Genomic DNA, 23,071 nt, shown 5'->3' with positions numbered 1-23,071 from the left:
TAATAGCAATACTATAATTAAAAATACACAGTTGCATTTTCCAACTGTGTCATTTTTTTAATTTTACAAATTAAATTACAGCCCATCTTTAAAAGTCATATTTTTAGATAACACACCAAACTGAGTATGAATTCCCATTTACAGTAAAATCACCATTACCATCCCCAGCTATTTTAATTTCTCCAGAAACATTACCAGTTATATCAATAAAACTCTTACCTGAAAGTTCTTCTCCAACAAACATTTTCTTAGAACCGCCATCTTTTGTATTACAAATCAAGGCAGCTAGTCCCTTTTCTCTTGTCCATCCCACAATATGGGCATCATCGAAATAATCATGTTGCCACCCATAAGCAAAATTTTGTCTAGCTTTTAATAATTTATCTAGTGCATCTTTTAATGGAGTTATATCATTACTTGGCATTCCATAATAATCTCCAAAGAAAACACAAGGTATACCTTCTTGTCTTGTCAAAATAAAAGTATATGCTTGTAGTTTAAATGAATTATCTACCCATGATTCAAGCGACTGGCCAGGTTGGGTATCATGGTTGTCCACAAATGTCACTGAGTTTTCCGGATAACAACTTATTAATGTATTTGACATCAAACCTCTTAAATCATAATTTTCTTTTTCATTTACGGCTGTTAAAAAGTTATAGTGAAGTGGCACATCAAATAAATTAAAAATATGTGAAGTATCCTCAACATATTTTTTTAAAACATTCATATCAGTATGCCAATATTCTCCTACAGTAAAAAGCCCTTTTTTTGTAACATTTCTTATGTCATTAATCCACTTAGTGAAAAATTCAACTTCTATATGTTTTACTGCATCTAATCTAAATCCATCAAGTTTTGTTATCTCAATGTACCATAATCCCCATTTTAAGAGTTCTTCATATACCACAGGTGAACTTACATCTATATCTGTAAGCATAAGATAATCATAATTTCCATTTTCCTCATCTACTTCAGCATCCCAACCCTTACCAAGTCCAGTAAATTGGAATATAGCACTTTCTTTTTTATTTTCATCCCAATCTACCCCATCAAAATGACTCCAGTTCCACTTAAAATCAGAATACTTATTATTTCTTACTGGAAAATTGAACTTAGTCCATGCCTTTATATCATATTCTTCAGATATTTTGTTGTTTCTATCTTCAGGATCCACTTTAACTGCTTTTACCCACTCAGTTTCGTCTGCTCCACCTTTATGATTAAGTACTATATCTGCTAATATCTCAATATTATTTTTATGCGCCTCAGCTATTGCATCTATGTATTCATCTTTTGTGCCATATTTAGATCGTACGCTTCCCTTTTGATCAAATTCACCAATATCATATAAATCATAAACACCATACCCTGTATCGTTACTACCACCTGCACCTTTGTAGGCCGGTGGAAGCCAAAGAGTATTTATACCAGCATCGCGTAAAGCTTTGCTTTTCTCCTTTAAAAAATTCCAGTGTCCTCCGTCATTTGGAAGATTCCATTCGAAAAATTGCATTATAGTTCTATTCACCTAACTCATCTCCTATTATTAATCACATTTATTATAATATTAATAGCCACCAACTTATCGCTACAATATGTTAATGGCTAAAAATTGATGGCTGGATTCAATTTTAAATTTATTCGTTCACAATATTTACTGGAGTTCCTGCTAAAAATTTTTCAAGATTAACAACTGCAATATCCATAAGTCGTTTTCTTGACTCAATTGGTGCCCAGGAAATATGTGGTGTTATAATGCAGTTTTTAGCTTTTAGCAATGGGTTATCTAACTTTATCGGTTCGAAAGATACAACATCTAATGCTGCTCCTGATACTTTCCCGTTGTTTAATGCCTCAGCTAAATCTTCTTCCACAATCAAGGGGCCTCTTGAATTATTTATTATCATAACCCCATTTTTCATCTTTTTGATTGTTTCCTTATTTATGATACCCTTAGTACTCTCAAATAGTGGGCAATGTAGGGTTATAACATCGGAATTAGTAAGTAGAGTATCTAAATCTACATACTTCATTGTTTCACTTTCTAAATTTTTATTCTTAGAAGAACCAGATGCTAGTATCTTCATTCCAAGAGCCTGTGCTATTTTACCAGTCGCTTTTCCAATCTTTCCATATCCAATAATGCCCATAGTTTTTCCTGAAAGCTCAATTAATGGGTAATTCCAATAACAGAAATCTATATTATTTGACCATTCTCCGCTTTTAACGGATTCACTATGAGCCCCAACATGCTGGCACATTTCAAGCATTAGTGCTATTGCCATTTGGCTAACAGCATCTGTTCCATAAGAAGGAATATTAGATACTTTAATCCCTTTTTCCTTTGCTGCTTCCACATCTACTACATTGTATCCTGTTGCAAGCACTCCAATATACTTTAATTTTGGCATCTTAGCTAAAGATTGTCTTGATAAGGGAGTTTTATTTGTAAAAACTATTTCTGCATCTTTAGCCCTTTCTATAATAATATGAGTATCATCTAGATTATAATCGGTACGGTCATATATTGTTACATCCCCAATATTTTTTAGTCCATCCCAAGTTAGATCGCCTGGATTTAGAGTATAACCGTCTAAAACAACTATTTTCATATTGCCATCCCCTTTAAAGATTAAAATTATTTCTATTGATTAATAACTTCCTTGCTATATGATGCGTAATTAGGTGAGTCTTCACCAACCAATTTATCTAATTTCCAATTATATCCCTTAGCTTCGTCATAAACAAGGAAATATAATGCTACAAAAGAAACGTTTTTATTTTCTTTCTTTTTCTTATCCATATATGTAATACTTCCATATACATATTTTATATTTTCAGAGCCCTTCTTGGACAATATTTCTTTAATTTTAAATGTCTTCGCTTCTTCAGCGGTTATTTTATGGTTATTAGACCACCAAAAAAACAAATTACTTCCTTCAATTTCATTATTTGTTATAGTGGATATTATTACGTCCTGTGGAATCTTGTTAATAGTCCCACTATCAACGGTAGTTTTTGATCCATATAATAATGATACCTTGCTCAGTGATATTGAGAAATTATAATTAGTTGATAATACCGACTTTATTTCCCCAGCTGTATTTTCCCTTTTCGCAGTGATACTTAATGTTCCTTTTTGTGAATCATATTTTTTGCTAAATATCTGAATACCATTAGTAAATTTATCCTTTACAGCAAAACCCTTCCCTTCAAAAAAGTTTGGATAAGTTACATTCTCCTCAAGACCACCACTTCTTATTGTTTCAATAACCTTATCATCAGAAAAGGTTGGTGAAAGTGCTAATTTAAATTCATTAATTCCATTTTCTCCAGTGCTATTTTCTTCAATGCTTCCGATACTCCAAACCTCATTTTTAAAAATAAGCTCGCACTTTATCTTTCCAGTAGTTGAGAGAAGACCGCTATCTATAGATGTGGCAACCAAGATTTCTTCTTTTCCATTTTCAAAATCAGGTGTTCTAAGTGTCAACCCAAGATTTTTCACATCTTGACCACCTAATGTTATTGGTGTATCTGCAATAGTAATTTTTAATTTCTTGAGCCTGGCTAAGAACTTCGCCTCATCCATTCCTACTACAGGTTTCAATGAAGTAAGCCTAGCAAGCACAAATTTTTCAAACTTCCACTTATTATTACCTTCAGAAGTATATGCTAATGTCAAATTTGTATTTGCCTCAACAACACCATTGTTCAAAATTAATGATACTTTTATCTCATCTGTACTCTTGTCTGTGTTCCTACTATTTATACTAAAGCTTTTCATATTATTCTTATCGATTTTTATGCTTGTCCCTTTGGGAAAAGTTACAACCTTACCAATCAAATCTTCTTTTATTCTTACCTCATCAACAGGTTTTACAATTAAAAATGTTTTTGCAAACACTATCGCTGAAATAACAACTAATAAAGCTATTATAGGTACTATTATTTTTTTCCTTTTGAATATTTTCTTAAAAAAAGAATTTATCTTCTCTTTTTTATACTTTCTTATATCTTTTTTTGTTATAATCGGCATTTCTAAAGTGTTTTGATGTTTTTTATCCTTTGCTACGGCTTCAATTAAGTTTTCTATTCCTTCATTTTTAATTTTATCAGGAGCCTGCATAATATCAAACTCAATACTCTCTTCTGTTTTAGCTCCACAATATGGGCAAAATTTTAACCCATCAATATCATCAGATTCATTCTTACAGTTGTTGCATATCATTTGTTCCCTCCAAACATTCGTATAAATATATAAAATAAATAATATGTTATATTTAATATATTATAGCCTGTTCGTATGCTTTATTCAAACATATTCACATTTCTAATTATCCTCATATGCAATTGGCACATTATTTATTCCAAGTTCTTGTGCTGCAGCATATTGATCATGCCCTGACACAATTACAAGGCTACCTCTTTTTACAAGAATAGGTTTGTTAAATTTGTTATTATTTTTCATGTAATTTAGTGCTTTATTCTTTGAACGTTTTATAGACATTTCTTCATTTTCATTTACTAGTTTTGCGATATCCATTATCTCATCAGTACCAGTTGGCATTTCATAATTTAAATCTATTTGTCCATTCTCATCTTTTAACAAATGAAATATTTTAACAGAAGTTGCTTCTACTGAAATAAACGGGGTACCTTTGCTATTTACACATGCCTTAAGTTCTCCTTTAATTACAAAATAATTTACATCCTTCATACCTATTACTGCATCTCTCCAATAATCCTTTTTAACAATTACTCTATAAACTGATTGCATTTCATCGTAAGTTTCTATTCTAAAAAGTAACATAACATCTCCATTTTCTAGTCTATTTGTTTTTGTAGGTAATCCCTTAATTATAATTTCACTTTTATTCATATTTAATTTCTCCTTCAAACCATATTTATTTTTCCTAGCATATTAAGCAGTCCCTTTAATAATTGTAAATTTAAAATCATAAAAATAAAACACCTAGAAAGCACATATCGCTTTCTGGGTGTTTTTAATTGAATTATAGATTAATGGCATATTAATTTTCACACTAATAAATTGATCTTGACCTATATTAGATGTTTTTAGGTGTTTTTCAGCTGTAGAATTTTTTTTAATATAAACTAACATAGAAAACACCTCATTCATTTATTTAAAATATTTTTTATTTAAAATACAATTACACTTAAGTGGCTTTACTAATAAAGTCATTATACCATTTTTCTCATAAAATCACAATTTAAATCTGATAATAACAATGCTATAAAGATAAATCACTGACAGGAAATTACACCCTGCCAATTAAATTAGATATATTACATAGTAGATATTATAAGCTCCATTTTACCAAAAGGTAATTCTATTGGAAACACATATGTAGAAGCTATTTCCTTTTCAAAACACACTGATTGTGGCTCCATGTCTAATTCTACTCCTTTATTAGACATACCTACAAGATACAAACCATTATTTAAATTCAGAAATTCGCCTACTGAGTCTTTAGCCATTTCATCTACTATTGATAACTCTTCCTCCGCGTATCTAGAAGCAATTTTTAAAAACACATCTTGTTCTGCATTTATATACGTCATAAAATTAATTGAGTTTTTTATTCTTTGACTTACAACACATTTCGTTTTAAATTCTTTTACTTTCATTATTTTATTTGCATAAACCTCTGAATCAATAAAACGAATTATATTTCTCATAAACAAAGCTATGTATTGCTTTATTTCTATTCCATATTTCTCATCTTCTAAATTTACATAAATATTTATAATTTCATCTACATCGTCACCCTGCAACAAACTAAATTGACTCTCTGAAATATTATATTTTTTCTTGTACTCGTAAATTGCTCTTTCAAATTTCTCTAATGACATATAGTTTTTATCAATTAAAGCTTGTGCCAATAAAAGATGGCCAAATTTTTGTGAAGAAAGCAATTCTTCTATTTGCTCCTCCTTTATATATCCTGCCTCCACAGCAAGCTCGCCAAATCGTTTATCAACTTTTGATTGCATTTGATGTACCTGATTTGCCTGCTGAGAATTCATATATCCCGCATTTATAGCTAAAACTCCTAGTTTTAATCTAACAGATTGTTGATATTCTAATGCTATCTTTAATTGCTCACCTGTTAAATATTTTTCAGTTAATAAATATTGACCAAAATATTGACTAAACATAGTTTTACCTCCTTGCCTATTTTAGATTAAGAATAATTTTATTGATTTGTTCCTTTTCCCAAGGTTTTTGTACAAATTCAAATGCTCCTGCTTTTATTGCCTGTTTCACATGTTCTTTTGTACCGGCTGAAGAAGCCATCACTACTTTTGCATCTTTATCAAACCCTATTATTTCATAAACCGCTTCTATCCCATTTTTCAAAGGCATTATAATATCCATAAATACTAAATCTGGCTTGTTTTCTTTGTATATATCTATTGCTTCTTGGCCATTGGCAGCTTCTAAAATATTATTACACCCACAACTTTTCAATACTTCTTTTAGTTTTTTTCTTATTAGCATAGAATCATCGCACACTAATATTTTAAGAAAATTTTCTATCACTTAAATTCCCCCTCCTGTAATTAAAAAATGTAAAATTATTATTCATATGTATACTTTCGGCGTATTTCTAAAAAACCCTTTTTTACCTTCTATATTACTAAATTGTTATTTTTTATAATAAATTTAAAGCCACATTCCTATATTTATAGGATGTGGCTTTAAGTAAGATTGAAATCTTTTGTAATTATTTAATATAAATGACATGACACGAAGTGTCCACTCTCTACTTCCTTATTTTGTGGTGGGATTTCCCTACATATTGGTTTAACATAGGGACATCTTGTATGAAATCTACAACCTGAAGGAATATCCATAGGACTTGGTATATCTCCTTTTATAATCTGCCTTACAGAAGCTTTAGCCCTTATAGGGTCAGCTATAGGTATAGATGATAAAAGAGCCTTTGTATATGGATGAAGTGGATTTTTATACAAATCGTTTGATTTAGATATTTCTACAATGTTCCCTAAATACATAACTCCAATTCTATCTGAAATATGTCTTACCATAGATAAATCATGAGCTACAAAAAGGTAGGTTAATCCCATTTTTTCTTGTAAGTCTTCTAACATATTTACAACTTGAGCTTGTATTGATACATCTAAAGCTGAAATTGGTTCATCACATAATATAAAATCAGGTTCTGTTGATATTGCTCTTGCAATTCCAATTCTTTGACATTGACCACCACTAAATTCATGTGAAAACTTCTCCATATCATCCTTTTTCAGTCCAACCATTTCAAGTAAGTGTTGTATTTTTTCTAACTTAGCTTTTTTTGAAAGGGTTGTATGTAATGACAAAGGCTCATTTATTAGTTCTTCAACATTCATATATGGATTCAATGATGAATATGGATCTTGAAAGATAATTTGCATGTTTCTATGATATTCTTTCATTTGTTTTCTATTGAATTTTGCAATATTGGTTCCCTCAAAAAATATATCTCCCTCTGTAGCATCATAAAGTTTCGTTATTGTTCTTCCGAGAGTTGATTTACCACATCCAGATTCTCCAACAAGTCCAAATGTTTCCCCTCTTTTTATATCAAATGAAACACCATCCACAGCCTTTACAAATTTTTTTTCTCCACCCATAAATTTATTTTTTACAGGGAAATATTTTTTCAAATTTTTTACTTCAATTATTATATCTTCTGAATTATTCAATGTTTTCCTCCCCTCCAATAATCTAGGGTTGTGTAATATTTTCTAAAAAGCACATGGCTTTATGAGTTTCACTGATTTTTTTATATACTGGCATTTCATTAAAACACTTGGTAAATGCAAACTCACATCGCTCTGCGAATGGACATCCCATAGGCGGATTTAAAAGAGATGGGGCTGAGCCCTTTATTGGTTCAAGTCTTATTTTTTCATCCCCTTGAACTTTTGGTATTGCGTTCAGCAAGGCTTTTGTATATGGGTGATTAGGCTCATAAAATATCTCTTCGGTAAGCCCTTCTTCCATTATTAAACCACCATACATAACTTCTATTCTATTACATATACTAGCCACAACCCCAAGGTCGTGAGTTATTAGAATAATTGACATGTTATTAACTTCTTTAAGAGATTTTAAAAGTTCTAATATCTGTGCTTGAATCGTAACATCAAGGGCCGTTGTAGGCTCATCCGCAATCAATAGTTTAGGACTGCATGCAAGTGCCATTGCAATTAATACTCTCTGCCTCATTCCACCACTAAATTCATGTGGATATTGATTCATTCTTTTTTCTGGCAGAGGTATACCTACTTCGCGTAGAACATCTATTGCTAATTTTTGTGCTTGCGTCTTATTTATTCCCTTATGTCTAACTAAGACCTCTACAATATGCTCTCCTACTTTTCTTAGTGGATTTAATGCTGACATTGGATCTTGAAATATCATTGCTATTTCTTTGCCTTTAATCTTTCTCATCTCTTTAGGAGATAATTTAAGAAGATCTTTACCATAAAAATAAATTTCGCCTGAATCTATCTTTGCACTTTCTGGAAGTATATTCATTACTGATTTCATAAGCACACTTTTCCCACTGCCGGATTCTCCAACAATGCCAAGAATATCTCCAGTTTTAATTTCAAAACTTACCCCTCTCACAGCTTCTATTTTTTTATTCTTGCTGTAAAAAGTAGTTTTAAGATCTTTAACCTTAAGAAGTGTTTCTTCTCTCATAATATTACCTTCCACCTCCTGCAATCTTAGGTTCAACAAATACTCTTAAAACATTACCTATTTTATTAAATGAAAATATTGTAAATACTATTAATAACCCTGGTAAAATAGCCATATATGGCGCACTTTGTAAGTTTGTTTGAGCATTCTGAAGTAAATTCCCCCAGGATGACATTGGTTGCTGAATTCCAAGTCCTAAAAAACTTAATGAGGACTCTGTCATTATAGCATTAGCAATACTTGTTGTTGAAGCTATTATTATGGTAGGAAATACGCTTGGAATAATATGCGTAAATATTATACTTCCTGAACTCTCACCAATAGAAATCGCATAAAGTACATATTCTCTTTCCTTTATAGAAAGGGTTTCCGCTCGAACTAGCCTTGAAATTTCCATCCAAGAAAATAATCCTATTACTATAATTATAGCTTGAAGTCCTGGTTTTAAAAATATACTAATTATAGTTACAAGTATTAGCCAAGGAATAGATGATATTATATCGACAAACCTCATCAGAATATTATCTATCTTCCCTCCAAAATACCCACTTATAGTTCCAACTCCCACTCCAATACTTGTAGATATTACCATAGCAAGAACTCCAACTACAAGAGACACACGCCCACCATATATAGTTCTAACTAAATAATCTCTACCTAATTCATCAGTACCGAATAAATGAGCCAAACTAGGAGCTTGCAGAATACTAGATGTATCTATGGCATCTGGATTTATAGGTATTAAAAATGCAAATATTGAAATGAGTATTATAAAAATCAGGAAGGCAATTGAAAATAAAGCACTTTTATTACCTTTTAACTCATCTTTAACATTCTTTAATCTTCGATTTTTCATATATTTACTCCATTTCCTTTATTCTAGGATCTATCAAACAATATAATATATCAGACAATAAATTACCAATTATAACTAAAGACGATGATAATATTAAAACTGCCATAACAATAGGATAATCTAATCCCTGAACAGCTTTTATAAAGTAAGGTCCAACTCCCGGCCATCCAAATACTGTCTCAGTTATTACACCCCCAGTTACAAGCATTGGTAATGCCATGCCGACTTTTGTAATTATCGGAAGAAGTACATTTTTACACACGTGCTTAAATAATATTTCTTTTTTACTTGCTCCAAATGCATTTTGTACCATTACATATTCCTCTGATATTTGGCTTATTGTTGAGGATCTTACGTATCTTACAAGCTCTGGTAAGAATGCAATAACCAAAACAAAACTTGGCATTATAAAATGAAGCATAGAATCTGCAAATGATCCTTCTACCCCAATAGTATTCATTCCCAGTATGGGTAATATGGCAAATTTATAACCAAATACAAATATCATAATCATTGCAAACCAAAAACTAGGTATAGCTATTGCTATAGAGCAAAAGCCATCTATTATCTTATCCATTAATTTATTCTTATTTGCTCCGGCTATTAATCCAAGTATTATAGAAATTATAAGTGCAATTATATATGATGGTAACACCAATACAATAGTCGCTGGTATCCTTGCAGCTAAATCATTTGAAATACTTTCATGTGTTACTATCGAATATCCAAACTGACCACTTAATATACCTTTAATCCATAACAAATATTGTACATATGCAGGTTTATCGAATCCATACTTAGCCTTTATAAGGTTAACAGTTGCTATCGGCATCCTCGGCGTCGTCATTGCATCAACAGCGTTATATGGTGCTAGCTTGATAAGTGCAAAGCATATTATAGAAATTATTAAAAGTAACGGAATAGCTTGAAGCGTTCTTTTAAGTATATATTTTGACACTCTATGTTCACTTCCTTAATCTAAAAATTATACATATGGAATAAAATATCTTATTCCATATGTATTCAAAATAATTATTACTATTTAAAATAAAGTTTTGACATGTCTTCAAATGTATATACTGGTACTAGTGTTGCATCTTCTATTCCAGCTAATTTAGAACTCATAACTACAATTCTCTTATTTTCAAGAATTGGATAAAAATATGCATTTGCTTGAAGCTTTTTCTGAATTTCTGTATATATTTCTTTTCTTTTGGCTTCAGTTGTTGCAACCCTTCCGGCATTAAATAAATCATCAATTTTCTTATCGTTAAAATGACTATAATTATATTTACTGCCAGATGTAAATAGTGAACTAAATGTATCCGGATCTATTCCCATAATATATCCACCTAGGAACATATCATAAGTACTTTTTTCATTTTTCATCTGTTGACTTATAGCTGCATCTTCTCCTCCTAAAAGTTCAACATCTATACCTATTGCTTTAAGGCTTTGTTGAATTATAGCAGCGTCCTTTGAGTATGGTGCATTATTTCCTACATATCCAAGTTTAAGTTTAAGTCCGGATACTCCAGATTTCGCCATAAGTTCCTTAGCCTTAGTAATATTAAAATCATATTTTTCTACATCGTTTGAATGAAACTTTCCTTCATTTGGAAGGAATGAGTAAGCTGGTTTTGCATATTCAACTGATCCAAAAGCAGCATTAATCAAATCTGTCCTTTTTAATGCATAAAATATAGCTTGTCGTACATTAGCGTCCTTAAGTTTCGTTGAATTAGAGTTAATTACCATGTAAGCTATTCTACCTTCATCATATTTGTACGGAGTTAGCTTATCATCTTTTACCAAATCCTTTAAATCACTTGATTGAACTGATAATGCGTTAATTTCTCCTTTTTGCAAAGCAAGTTTACCAGTATTCGCATCAGGTATTACTCTATATATGACATTATTTATTTTAGGTATTCCTAAAAAATAAGTATCATTTTTAACTAATTTTACATATTGTCCAGCTTTATATTCTTCTAACTTATATGGCCCAGTACCTACTGGTTTCGCATTTTTTGCACTATTTTCAAAGTTAGTTTCGCCTTCATATATATGTTTAGGCATTATAAATATATTACCTAAAAGTTCAATTCCAGGTGCACTAACTTCTGGAAGTATAAATTTAACCGTATTATCATCAACTTTTTCAACCTTTAATGGTTTACCGTTAAATATTAATTGGCCATATGCCCAACCTGCATTCTTTTCTTTTAACATTTCATTATAAGTGAAAACTACGTCATCTGCAGTAAATTTAACTCCATCACTCCATTTAATATTTTTTTTGAGTTTTGCAGTATAAGTTAATTTATCTGCTGAAAGGGTCATACTATCTGCTAGAAAATACTGGATCTTAGTTGCATTGTACATATATAATGGTGAATATAAAGCCTTTATTTCCATTAATCCGTAACGATCACTTGTTGTTATTACATTTACAGAATTGCCTGGATCTCCATCAATGCCGTATATAAATGTATCCGATTTAGCTGCAGTTCCACTTGGAGTAGTGCTTTTAGATGTTCCACAACCACTTAATAAAAAGGTAGCAGCCATCATCCCTATTAGAACCTTTGATATTTTTTTAAATTTCATTTTCAATCCCCCTAAAATATTAATTCCTTTAATTCATATTGATTTACTATTGATTACAAATTAATTATAGCACCTATGTTTGTTTTGTCAATTAAACATTATACACTTATTTCTTTTTAAGTAGTGTATTTTTTTCTAAAAATGTAATAAATAATGACATAACCCTTATTTATTTTTTTTATAATCATAGTTTTTTTGATTTGTCTCATTTAGTTGACCTTAATCTAAGACACTTATCCCCCTATTGTTTATAATATATCTAGTATATAATAAATATTTTAAGGAGGTTTTATTATGGATAAAAAGATTTATACTAAAAAAAGCAAACAAGAGTTAAAAAAGATACTAACACCCACTCAGTATGAAGTAACTCAGGAAAATAAAACAGAAAGATCTTTTGATAATGAATTTTGGAATAATAAAGCAGAAGGAATTTATGTAGATATAAATAGTGAAGAACCTTTATTTACATCCCTTGATAAATTTGATTCAGGATGTGGGTGGCCTAGTTTTACAAAGCCAGTTGATGAGAATCATGTGAAAGAAAATAGTGATGTAACCCTTGGAATGACAAGAACGGAAGTAAGAAGTAAATATGGTGACAGTCATTTGGGGCACGTATTTAACGATGGCCCTCTTGCTCAGGGTGGATTAAGGTATTGCATAAATAGTGCTGCATTAAGATTTATACCAATTGATAAGCTTTGCGATGAAGGGTATGGGGAGTATTTAAAGTTATTTGAAAAATAACTATCATATATATTTCTTTAAAACAAAATTGCTCTTAACACTAACTTAATTAGTATTAAGAGCAATTTTTACGCCATAAGATTATTTTTTATTTATTCATTTCTTGAACTTTCTTTTTAAATAGAGGCTTAATTCCTCCGCTTTCTAGAATATTCATAGCATATTCGGATATTTTTTGACCTTGCATAATTTCGCCAGTAGTTTTGTTTTTAACTGTTCCTTGTTCAAGATTAATTTCAAGTATGTCTTCATCTTTTACCTTATTACTTATTCCTGGACACACCATAAGTGGGAGTGCCAAATTTATAGAATTCCTATAGAAAATTCTAGCAAATGATTCGGCGAGTACCACACTTACACCAGCACTTATTAATGTTATTGCTGCATGTTCACGGCTTGATCCACATCCAAAGTTTGTTCCCGCTACTACAACATCTCCAAAAGACACACGCTTAACAAAGGTTGGATCTGCTCCTTCTAAACAATGTTTTGCAATATCTTCTATCTTTACAAGTTCTACAAATCTACCAGGATATATTTGATCAGTATCAATATTTTTGCCATAAACAAAAGCTTTTGCTGTTATTTCTTTACGCATTTTATTCTACCTCCTTAATTACTTCTCTCGGATCAGTAATTTCACCCTTTAAAGCAGCCGCTGCTACGCTAGCTGGTGAGCCAAGATATATTTGTCCTCCTGTACTCCCCATACGTCCTGGGAAATTACGATTTGTTGCAGTAATACATACTTCTCCACTGGCAATTAATCCCTCGTGGGCTCCTAAACATGGTCCACAACCAGGCGATGAAAATGTGGCACCTGCACTAACTAAAGATTGTACATATCCTAGTTTCATTGCATTCTGATATACCTCGGTGGATGCAGGTATAACAACCAATCTTGTATCGGGATGCACACTTCTGCCATCAAGAATCTTATATGCCTCTTTCAAATCTTCCAGTCTTCCTCCAGTACAAGATCCTATAAAGGCTTGATCTACTTTTATTCCCTTTACATCTTCTATAGGAAAAACATTATCAACACTATGTGGTGCAGCAATTTGTGGAGACAATTCACTTATATCAAAAACATAAGTCGCTGAGTATTCAAAATCAACATCTGTTTCCTGAATTACAAATTCTTTATCAGTTCTTGAGTGTACATATTCTAAAACCTTATCATTTGGCTTCATATAAGCAGTTTTAGCTCCCATCTCAACAGCCATATTGCAAATTGTCATTCTCCCTGCAACTCCTAAACTTTCAACATACGTTCCTGAGAATTCAATTGCTTTGTACACTGCTATATCGGCTTTTAGTTTACCTATTATATGAAGGATAACATCCTTTGGATAAACACCCTTTTGAAGTTGTCCATTAATTTCTATCTTTATTATTTCAGGAACCCTAAACCAAAGTTCCCCCGAAATTAAAACTGTAGCCATATCAGTAGCTCCAAGGCCCGTTCCAAAAGCTCCAAAAGCTCCATGAGTAGTTGTATGTGAATCTGTTGCTACGAGAATCATTCCTGGCCAAATTACGCCTGCTTCGGGCATAACCTGATGACAAACTCCTTTATTAATATCAAAATGGTATTTTAAATTTTGCTCTTTCGCAAAAGCCCTCATTTCCTTATGACTTTGAGCAGAATTTATAGTAGGTGCTGGAGAATAATGATCAAATACAAAAGTTATTTTTTCATTATCCCAAACTTTTTTACCTCCCATCTCATAAAAAGAATATACAGTTTGAAGATAAAGATCATTAATTTCAGCAAAATCTATTTTACAAACAATAATTTCACCTGTTTCCACCTTATCTTTTCCTGCGGCTTTAGCTAGAATTTTTTCAATTGCATGCATTTTTATTCCTCCTTAAAGTCTAAATATATTATTGTTATATGTTCTAGAGCAATAACCTTGCCAACTTCCTATCTGTATAATCTACTTGTTCTTTATCTTAACAATAAATAAAAAAGTTACATATTGTATCACTTGTAATACAATATGTAACATTATTTTATTTATTATACTTTTGAAAATTCAATTTAATTTTCTCTTTTAACTTTAAAGCTTCTTTATCATATTCTTCTCCGCTATCCCATGTATTTCTGGGATTTAGTATATTTGTTGGAACACCGGGGCATTCCTTGGGGATGTGAAATCCAAATATATGTTCCTGATAAAATTCTACATTTTTAAGTTCTCCTGAAATAGCTGCGTCAACCATTTCTCTTGTATAAGCTAGTTTTATTCTCTCTCCTTTTCCATAACCGCCACCTATCCAGCCTGTGTTTATAAGATACACATCTATATCGTACTTTTCTATTTTCTCACCTAATAGTTTTGCATAAACCAATGGGTTTAATGGCATAAATGGTTCTCCAAAGCAAGCTGAAAATGTAGCTTCCGGAGTAGTTACCCCTATCTCTGTTCCAGATAACTTACTAGTATAGCCGGACATAAAATGATAAATTGCTTCTTTATGATCTAACTTAGATATCGGAGGCATAACTCCAAAAGCATCTGCTGTTAAAAAAATGATAATACTAGGATTGCTTCCAATTCCCGTTTCCTCAATATTTTCCACATAATTAATAGGATATGCAGCTCTAGTATTTTCTGTATAAACATTGTTATTATAATCCGGATGTCTATTTTCATTTAGTACTACATTCTCGAGTATTGTACCAAATTTTATAGCATTATATATCTCTTTTTCTTTATTTTTATCAAGACGTATTGCTTTAGCGTAACAACCACCTTCGAAATTAAATACATGCTCACCATACCATCCATGCTCATCATCCCCTATAAGTTTCCGATCAGGATCTGTTGAAAGTGTAGTTTTTCCTGTACCAGATAAGCCGAAAAAAATAGCAGTCTTTCCGTCTTTTCCCATGTTAGCTGAGCAATGCATTGGCATTATTCCTCTTTGAGGAAGCAAGAAATTCATTACTGAAAATACAGCTTTTTTTATTTCACCTGAATACAACGTACCGCCTATAATAATTATTTTCTTAGTAAAATTTATAATTATAAAACACTCTGAGTTAATACCATCATTCAACCCTTTAGCTTTAAATCCTGGTGCTGATATTACATGAAACCCTGGCATAAAACTACTAAGTTCAACATCACTTGCTCTTCTAAACATCTGATTAGAAAACATAGCTTGGTGAGCACATTCACATATAACCCTTATAGAAAGTGCACATTTTTTTAATGATCCTACAAAACCATCAAATAAAAATAAGTCTTTTCTCTTTAAGTACTCTGTTACATCATTGTAAAGATTATCAAATACTTGCTCATCTACTGGTAAGTTTACGTCGCCCCAATTTACTTTATCTCTTGTAACATCATCTTTCACAATGAACCTATCTTTTGCAGCTCTACCTGTATATTTCCCAGTATTTATAACTACACTACCCTTACTTGTTAACTTTCCCTCTCCCCTTTTAATTATAAACTCCGTCAATTGTGCTACACTAATATTTCTATATAAATTATTATAGCCTGTTATATTTAAATAATTTAAATCCAAGTCCATATTATTTCCCCCCTATTAATAAATTTCAGATCATCAGCCTTAACAAAATACTTGCTCTATATCTTAATAGCAATATTTACGCCAACTTTATAATTCCTATATTATAAGTACATTTGTTTGAAATATTATTAAAGCTAATCCTCAATAATTATTATTTGTAATTGTTTATAATGCGCCAAAGATGTGTACGACTAATACCTAGTCTACTAGCTGTTAAAGTTTGATTGTCACCACATTCAGATAGAATTTTATAAATATGTCTTTTCTTCACCTCTTCTAATGAATCAACATTTTCATCTTTATAATCTGAATTCTCATAATTTGCTTCCTCTATTTCTTCATCTATTACTTCTTTGACTTGTTCCCCAGTTATTATATTATCATTTAAAACCACAAGTCTCTCGATTACATTTTCCAACTCTCTTATGTTACCAGTCCAATTATAACCCTGTAATTTTTCTATTGCCTCCTTTGATATTTCTACATTTTTATTATATCTTAAGGAAATTGTACAAGCGAAATGTTCGATAAGCATTTTTATGTCATCTTTTCTATCCCTTAAAGTAGGTACTTGTAACTTTAAAATATTTAAGCGATAGTACAAATCACTTCTAAAATCACCTTTTTCTATTTCTTGTAGAAGGTTTTTATTAGTAGCAGCAATTATACGTATGTCTACAGGAATTACTTTACTTGAGCCTATTGGTCTGATTCCCCTTTCCTGGAGCACTCTAAGTAGACTCGCTTGCAATTCAATTCCTATCTCACCAATTTCGTCTAAAAATATTGTACCCCCATGTGCCTCAACAAAAAGACCTGTTTTACCAGTTTTCTTAGCACCAGTAAATGCCCCTTCTTCATATCCGAAGAGTTCACTTTCTAATAAATTTTGATTTATTGCAGCACAATTCACAGCTACAAAAGGTCCATTTTTCCGTATGCTCTCTAAATGTATACTCTGTGCAAACATCTCCTTGCCTGTACCACTTTCACCAACAATTAATACAGTACTATCATTTGAAGCATACTTTTTAGCTTTTTCTTTAGTTTTAAGCAAATTTTTACTTTTTCCTATAATTTTTGAGAAATCATATTTAGCTACATTTCCTTTTGATAAAAGCTTAGCCCTAATTCTCTGCTCATATTCTTGTATCTTAGTTACATCTTGAAAAGTCGCAACAGCGCCAACTGTTTTACCTTTTATAATTATAGGTACTCTATTAACTAGAACTTGAGTTTTTCCGATTTGTTGTAACCGTCCAAGTTCAGGTTTGTTTTTTTCTATAACTCTTGAAAGTTTTGTATCTGGAATTAATTCGTCAACTAATTGACCTATAGCATCTTTATTAGAAATGCCCATTATTTTTTCTGCTGAAGAATTAAATGTAGTAATCCGCCTTTCTCTATCTATAGCAATAATTCCTTCACTTATATAATGTAAAATTGCTTTGATTTTCTCCGTTTTTTCCTTTTCTTTGCGTGAAACTTCTGCAATTTTTCTTGCCTCATTAATACTAAATTCTATTGAAGTAGTACCCGTTTCCAAAAAAACAGTATGTATATTATATTTTATAGCTAAGTTCTCAGCAACTGTACCACCAAGCAGAGCATCAATTTTTGTACCTGAATTGATCAAGTTTTTTATATATACGTTTCCATCTTCCTCATTATCAATTTCATAAGCATGTATGTTTATATCTAAAATAGGACCTGACAAATGTACTTTTTCTATAACATTTTTAAATCCAATAATAAAAATATTTTTTCCATATTTTTTTGCAGTATATATTGCACTAAGCATATCATAAGGTGAAACCTGTATCTCTATTACAGGCACTGTTACAGCATTTTCAATAATTCTTGCAGTACCACCCCTAGATATTATGACCTCTACTCCATGATTTTCTGCATATTTAGCTATTTTAATTGCATCATCTAACAATGCTAACTCTACATCTACATCATAATAGTTATCAGCTACTTTTTTAGCCTCGCATTGAATTTTTGTGTGTGGTGCAATTATTAAAATAGGTTTCATGTTAAATTCTCCTTTTCATTAAAAACTAATACCTTACAGTCCTTCTACCATCATACTTCATACTTGTCTCAGTTCATAGTCGTATACATGTACTTTAGGTGTATTTCTATAAACAAAAACAACTAAATTCAAAATTCACTAAACTTCATGAAAAATTTCAAATCAGAAAATATAATAAAATTTTAAAATTTCACCACCATAATAAAAAAATTCTGTACTTAACCAAATTTAAGTACAGAATTTCTTAATTTAAAACACAGTTCTAAACTGTTCTATATGAGTAATTACATACTCCATACATCCCATTCCCATTGCAAAGAATGATACTATTAATATTAAAATTATTGCTCCAAAATCGTATTTCATTATTTCTTCTTTATTTATTAAGCAAGCAATAATAATTTCAATTCCAAGGAAAACTAAAACAAGTGGCCACAATGATGCTATTTTTAGATAACTAATACTTGGATATATTAACTGAAGTAAAAACATTACTCCAAACATAACTAAAACTATTCCAGTTGTAAATGTTCCAACAAGGCGTCCCTTAATCATTCATATCACACTCTTTTTTCTTACCTATAATAAGTTTTGCACCCACGACAATTATTACAACACCAATTATTATCTGAGGAGCCACACTTGTTGCAACATTGATAGCGTTATATACTTCGTTTGAAATATACCCATTTAAACCTAAACTGTTAATGAGGTTATTCCATATTAAATAAATACCTAAAAGCACAAGTAGTATTCCTGATAACAATCTGTGTTTTTTAAAAATGTCTTTATCTATTTTTGCAAGTTCATCTAAAGAAAACAAATAATTATCCTCTAAAAGTAAAAACTCCTCATCTGTTGAATAACGTTTGTTCATACAATCGAAAAACGAATAAAACCAGATTAACGGCAGCACGTAAAGAAGTGGACCAATACTAAGCCAGCTAGAAAGAAATATTAACAAAAAGAATACTGCCATAAGTGATATGCCCATCTTCATAAAACCCATATACATATGACCTGCCCCTGGCATAAGTGAAAAACCAAAGGTTAAAAATTTACTTTTTTCCTTTTTCATTATTAAAAACCTCCATGCTAATTATTTTTTGTGAAAAATTATTAAGATTTAAACTAATTGTATTTATATTGCTTAGACTTATAGGGTTTACCTTTAATGCTTCTACTTTCGTATTTGCAACAAAATTTAATCCATTAGAAAAAACAAACATTAATGCTATACTTGCTGCCATTACAACCCTAAAAGAATAAAATACGAAATGATTATAACTTTCTTTTCTCTTTTTTATCTTGCCTAGTATTTCCTGTTCAAATCCTAAAGGAGCATCCGAAAGTTCTTCATCATTAAAACTATCAGCTAAAGCATCAGCACAGACTTCACACAAACAAATATGTTCTGATAATAAAATCAGTTCATTATCACTAAGAGAACCCTCTTTAAACCCTACTAATGATATTTTACTTAAGTGGCCATTTTCTCTAAATAATGTACTACTCACATAAACTCCTCCTCCCATAAAACTTTCAGAAGCTTTTTAGATCTATAAAGATGGGTTTGCAATGTTTTCAAACTTTGACCTGTATCTTTTACCATATCTGACAGCTTAATATCTTCACAAAAATACTTTATTGCCACGACCCTATAAGGATCTTTTAATTTTTCACATAAACAATGTATTTTCTGCCTACTATGTTTTTTTATAAGTGTTTCCTCAGGTGTATCTCCCATATCTTTTAAACTATTAAAATCTTCATCAGATAAGATATGTATAACCCTAGTTGGACTTTTAAGAAAGTCTTTGCATTTATTAACAGCAATTGTTGTAAGCCAAGCCTTAAAATTTAATCCATTAAATTTACCAAAATTCGTATAGGCAGATAAAAAAGTTTGTTGTGCTAAATCTTCTGCATCAAAGTAATCTTTTGTAAAGGATAGACAAATAGTGATGATTAAACGCTCATATTGTTTTATATAGCTTGCAAACTGTTCCTTTTGAATAACCATCACCCCATTTTTTATCCTTACACTTTATATAACGAATGAAAATGAAAAAACACTTCAACTTCAATGTTAAAATAATTAATTTATTATTTTTAGTAGCTTTATTTATTTCTAAATAACAAAAAGGACTTACTATTGAAGTAAATCCATTGTTCATAAGTCTTTGCCTTAATCTTAACTCTCTTATAACTTGAATGACTAAATTATAGCACAAAAGTTACATTCCCTTTTTCTCTTTAAGAATGTAATAAAAACAAATTGTGTATACAATTTATTGACAAAGAAAAAAGGAGAGCATTTTATTTCGCTCTCCATCTAATATCCAAATTATAAATGCTCTATACCTGTGATCCAAAGATAGCTACATTCTGATTATCCAAAACAAATTTATTATCTTTCCATTTTAAAGTATTCAAAACATAACCTAAGGAATCTGCATTATATCTTCCAGCTATCTTTTGATATGCCAATAACTCATATACTTTATTTGAATCAAAATCCACAGGATATAATCCACCTATAGGATTTACAAATCCGTTGATTGGACTTTTAAGCTTCCCAAACTTATCATATATTTCAGATAAATAATCTACTCCCCTATTGGATATGTCTATAATGTATTTTTGATTATTATTCTTACTAATAACTTCTACCTTATAGTTGTCTTTATAAGTAACATCATATTTATATAAATCGTTATACACATTAAAATCAAACAGTAATTGTGGAACATTCTTAATAAACGAATAAATATAGTAGTACATAATTCCACCACTACCACCGGAATTAATCCCTATCAAAATATCATCTACACCATTCCCAGTAAAATCCCCTAAAAATAGTGTAGGATTATATCCTGCATTATCACGGAGTGATACACTAGTAAATTCCCCTGTCATTCCATTTTGAATTACAAGTGTAATATTTTGAATAAAGGGACTATCTGGTGTCTTTATACCCGTTAAATACACATTATCAGGTATTTTATCTCCATTTACATCTCCACTTGCATAACTAACAATGCTTGGTTTTATCATATTAGATCTATTATAATAATTATACATTAGAACCTCCTGTGCATTATATAATAACTTATGAGTTATATATAAAATTGTTCCAGTATAATTAATTTGTATCCTTTCTAATTCTTAAAGCTATGTATAGGTGCTGGAATCCTTCCACCACGATTAATAAAATCTACACTTGAGAATTCACTTACTTTCATAACAGGTGCACGTCCAAGGAGTCCCCCAAATTCAACTGAGTCCCCTACTTTTTTACCAGGTGCTGGTATAAGCCTTGTTGCAGTTGTTTTATTGTTTATCATTCCAATTGCACACTCATCAGCAATAATTGCTGAAATTGTTTCTGCAGGTGTATCTCCTGGAATTGCAATCATGTCTAGTCCTACTGAACATACACATGTCATAGCCTCAAGTTTCTCAATGTTTAAAGCACCTTTTTCAACGGCTTCAATCATTCCTTCATCTTCGCTTACTGGTATAAATGCGCCACTTAGTCCCCCAACAGAACCGGAAGCCATTATTCCACCTTTTTTAACTGCGTCATTTAGCATGGCTAGGGCTGCAGTAGTTCCATGAGTTCCACACACCTCAAGTCCCATTTCCTCTAGTATTCTAGCAACACTATCACCTATAGCAGGTGTCGGTGCCAAGGATAAATCTACTATACCAAAAGGTACATCTAATCTTTTTGCAGCTTCCATTCCAACTAATTGACCCATTCTTGTTATCTTAAATGCGGTTTTCTTTATTACTTCAGCTACAACTCCAAAATCAGCACCTTTTACTTTTTCAAGTGCAACTTTTACTGTACCGGGCCCGCTTATTCCAACATTTAAGGTACACTCAGGTTCCCCTACTCCATGAAAAGCTCCTGCCATAAACGGATTATCCTCCACAGCATTTGCAAATACTACAATCTTTGCGCAACCAAGCCCATCTCTATCTGCAGTGAGCCTTGCAGCTTCCTTAATAATCTGGCCCATTTCACGAACTCCGTCCATATTGATTCCAACCTTAGAGCTTGCAACGCATACAGATGAGCATACTCTCTCAGTAACTCTCATTGCTTCTGGTATAGATGAAATGAGTCTATGATCACCAGTAGTATATCCCTTTTGAATTAATGCAGAAAATCCTCCAATAAAGTTTATTCCAAGTTCCCTTGAAATTTTATCTAGCATAATGGCATATTCTACATAGTTTTGATCCTGAGATGCTCCTGCTATTAATGAAATTGGGGTAACTGAAATTCTTTTATTAATTATTGGAACTCCATATTCCATCTCTAAATCTTCCCCAACCTTAACTAAGTTTCCAGCAAGTTTCATAATTTTCTCGTAGATCCTAGCTCTAGACCTTTTACCATCAAAGTCACAACAATCGAGTAAAGATATCCCCATAGTAAGCGTTCTAATATCTAACTTTTCATCATCCAACATTTTTACTGTTTCCATTATTTGATTAATATTCACTT

The 23,071-nt window shown here is 31.3% G+C and carries 22 protein-coding genes; 1 reads left to right on the top strand and 21 read right to left on the bottom strand.

What is annotated here, in order from left to right; translation table 11 throughout:
• Positions 1–103: 103 nt before the first annotated feature.
• The 11 genes from VIM70_RS02520 to VIM70_RS02470 form a co-directional block, all read right to left on the bottom strand.
• On the bottom strand, positions 104–1,531 hold the full coding sequence (locus VIM70_RS02520; protein ID WP_331943819.1) for an alpha-amylase: 1,428 nt from the start codon (positions 1,529–1,531) through the stop codon (positions 104–106).
• A 109-nt stretch (positions 1,532–1,640) separates the two neighbouring features.
• Positions 1,641–2,615 carry a D-2-hydroxyacid dehydrogenase gene (locus tag VIM70_RS02515; protein ID WP_331943817.1) on the bottom strand — a complete coding sequence of 325 codons (975 nt, stop codon included), beginning with the start codon at positions 2,613–2,615 and terminating at the stop codon, positions 1,641–1,643.
• Between the two features lie 32 nt (positions 2,616–2,647).
• Entirely contained in the window at positions 2,648–4,234 is a 1,587-nt protein-coding gene (locus VIM70_RS02510; protein WP_331943815.1) for a hypothetical protein, read from the bottom strand.
• A 102-nt stretch (positions 4,235–4,336) separates the two neighbouring features.
• The gene (locus VIM70_RS02505; RefSeq protein WP_331943813.1) at positions 4,337–4,885 is read right to left on the bottom strand and encodes a hypothetical protein; all 549 of its coding nucleotides are present in this window, start codon (positions 4,883–4,885) and stop codon (positions 4,337–4,339) included.
• A 428-nt stretch (positions 4,886–5,313) separates the two neighbouring features.
• Positions 5,314–6,186 carry a chemotaxis protein CheX gene (locus VIM70_RS02500; protein ID WP_331943811.1) on the bottom strand — a complete coding sequence of 291 codons (873 nt, stop codon included), beginning with the start codon at positions 6,184–6,186 and terminating at the stop codon, positions 5,314–5,316.
• A 16-nt stretch (positions 6,187–6,202) separates the two neighbouring features.
• A complete protein-coding gene (locus VIM70_RS02495; protein ID WP_331943809.1) occupies positions 6,203–6,571 on the bottom strand; it encodes a response regulator in 369 nt (122 codons plus the stop codon).
• Positions 6,572–6,759: 188 nt separating this feature from the next.
• Positions 6,760–7,740, bottom strand: a complete 981-nt coding sequence (locus VIM70_RS02490; RefSeq protein ID WP_331943807.1) for an ABC transporter ATP-binding protein — start codon at positions 7,738–7,740, stop codon at positions 6,760–6,762.
• 22 nt (positions 7,741–7,762) lie between these two features.
• Complete coding sequence (locus VIM70_RS02485) at positions 7,763–8,746, bottom strand: ABC transporter ATP-binding protein (RefSeq protein ID WP_331943805.1); 984 nt, start codon at positions 8,744–8,746, stop codon at positions 7,763–7,765.
• A gap of 4 nt (positions 8,747–8,750) precedes the next feature.
• Positions 8,751–9,602, bottom strand: a complete 852-nt coding sequence (locus VIM70_RS02480) for an ABC transporter permease (RefSeq protein WP_331943803.1) — start codon at positions 9,600–9,602, stop codon at positions 8,751–8,753.
• 4 nt (positions 9,603–9,606) lie between these two features.
• Positions 9,607–10,560, bottom strand: a complete 954-nt coding sequence (locus VIM70_RS02475; RefSeq protein ID WP_331943801.1) for an ABC transporter permease — start codon at positions 10,558–10,560, stop codon at positions 9,607–9,609.
• Between the two features lie 80 nt (positions 10,561–10,640).
• Complete coding sequence (locus tag VIM70_RS02470) at positions 10,641–12,212, bottom strand: ABC transporter substrate-binding protein (protein ID WP_331943799.1); 1,572 nt, start codon at positions 12,210–12,212, stop codon at positions 10,641–10,643.
• A gap of 294 nt (positions 12,213–12,506) precedes the next feature.
• Here VIM70_RS02470 and msrB point away from each other — a divergent pair, with 294 nt between their 5' ends.
• Positions 12,507–12,962, top strand: a complete 456-nt coding sequence (gene msrB / locus VIM70_RS02465) for a peptide-methionine (R)-S-oxide reductase MsrB (RefSeq protein WP_331943797.1) — start codon at positions 12,507–12,509, stop codon at positions 12,960–12,962.
• A gap of 88 nt (positions 12,963–13,050) precedes the next feature.
• Here the strand turns inward: msrB and VIM70_RS02460 are convergent, their stop codons facing one another.
• From VIM70_RS02460 to VIM70_RS02415, 10 genes are all read right to left on the bottom strand, one after another.
• Positions 13,051–13,560, bottom strand: coding sequence for a 3-isopropylmalate dehydratase small subunit (locus VIM70_RS02460; protein WP_331943795.1), 510 nt, complete (start codon positions 13,558–13,560; stop codon positions 13,051–13,053).
• A 1-nt stretch (position 13,561) separates the two neighbouring features.
• Positions 13,562–14,824 carry a 3-isopropylmalate dehydratase large subunit gene (locus tag VIM70_RS02455; protein ID WP_331943793.1) on the bottom strand — a complete coding sequence of 421 codons (1,263 nt, stop codon included), beginning with the start codon at positions 14,822–14,824 and terminating at the stop codon, positions 13,562–13,564.
• A gap of 157 nt (positions 14,825–14,981) precedes the next feature.
• Positions 14,982–16,514 carry a phosphoenolpyruvate carboxykinase (ATP) gene (pckA, locus tag VIM70_RS02450; RefSeq protein WP_331943791.1) on the bottom strand — a complete coding sequence of 511 codons (1,533 nt, stop codon included), beginning with the start codon at positions 16,512–16,514 and terminating at the stop codon, positions 14,982–14,984.
• A 151-nt stretch (positions 16,515–16,665) separates the two neighbouring features.
• On the bottom strand, positions 16,666–18,552 hold the full coding sequence (locus VIM70_RS02445; RefSeq protein WP_331943789.1) for a sigma 54-interacting transcriptional regulator: 1,887 nt from the start codon (positions 18,550–18,552) through the stop codon (positions 16,666–16,668).
• 249 nt (positions 18,553–18,801) lie between these two features.
• On the bottom strand, positions 18,802–19,107 hold the full coding sequence (locus tag VIM70_RS02440; protein ID WP_331943787.1) for a LiaI-LiaF-like domain-containing protein: 306 nt from the start codon (positions 19,105–19,107) through the stop codon (positions 18,802–18,804).
• The gene (locus tag VIM70_RS02435) at positions 19,100–19,630 is read right to left on the bottom strand and encodes a hypothetical protein (protein WP_331943785.1); all 531 of its coding nucleotides are present in this window, start codon (positions 19,628–19,630) and stop codon (positions 19,100–19,102) included. Before VIM70_RS02435 ends, VIM70_RS02440 begins: the two co-directional genes overlap by 8 nt.
• Positions 19,611–20,069 (bottom strand): hypothetical protein, encoded by a 459-nt coding sequence (locus VIM70_RS02430; RefSeq protein WP_331943783.1) that lies wholly within the window; start codon positions 20,067–20,069, stop codon positions 19,611–19,613. Before VIM70_RS02430 ends, VIM70_RS02435 begins: the two co-directional genes overlap by 20 nt.
• Complete coding sequence (locus VIM70_RS02425; protein WP_331943781.1) at positions 20,066–20,578, bottom strand: sigma-70 family RNA polymerase sigma factor; 513 nt, start codon at positions 20,576–20,578, stop codon at positions 20,066–20,068. Before VIM70_RS02425 ends, VIM70_RS02430 begins: the two co-directional genes overlap by 4 nt.
• A gap of 332 nt (positions 20,579–20,910) precedes the next feature.
• Entirely contained in the window at positions 20,911–21,636 is a 726-nt protein-coding gene (locus VIM70_RS02420) for a VCBS repeat-containing protein (RefSeq protein ID WP_331943779.1), read from the bottom strand.
• A 77-nt stretch (positions 21,637–21,713) separates the two neighbouring features.
• Positions 21,714–23,069: a PFL family protein gene (locus tag VIM70_RS02415; RefSeq protein ID WP_331943777.1), complete on the bottom strand. Its 1,356-nt coding sequence runs from the start codon at positions 23,067–23,069 to the stop codon at positions 21,714–21,716.
• Between the last annotated feature and the right edge of the window lie 2 nt (positions 23,070–23,071).

The sequence above is a fragment of the Clostridium sp. genome, assembly GCF_036569345.1.
GTDB lineage: Bacteria > Bacillota > Clostridia > Clostridiales > Clostridiaceae > Clostridium_AD.
The sequence above is the reverse complement of the archived record's forward strand: the minus strand, read 5'-3'. Positions and strand labels throughout refer to the sequence as shown.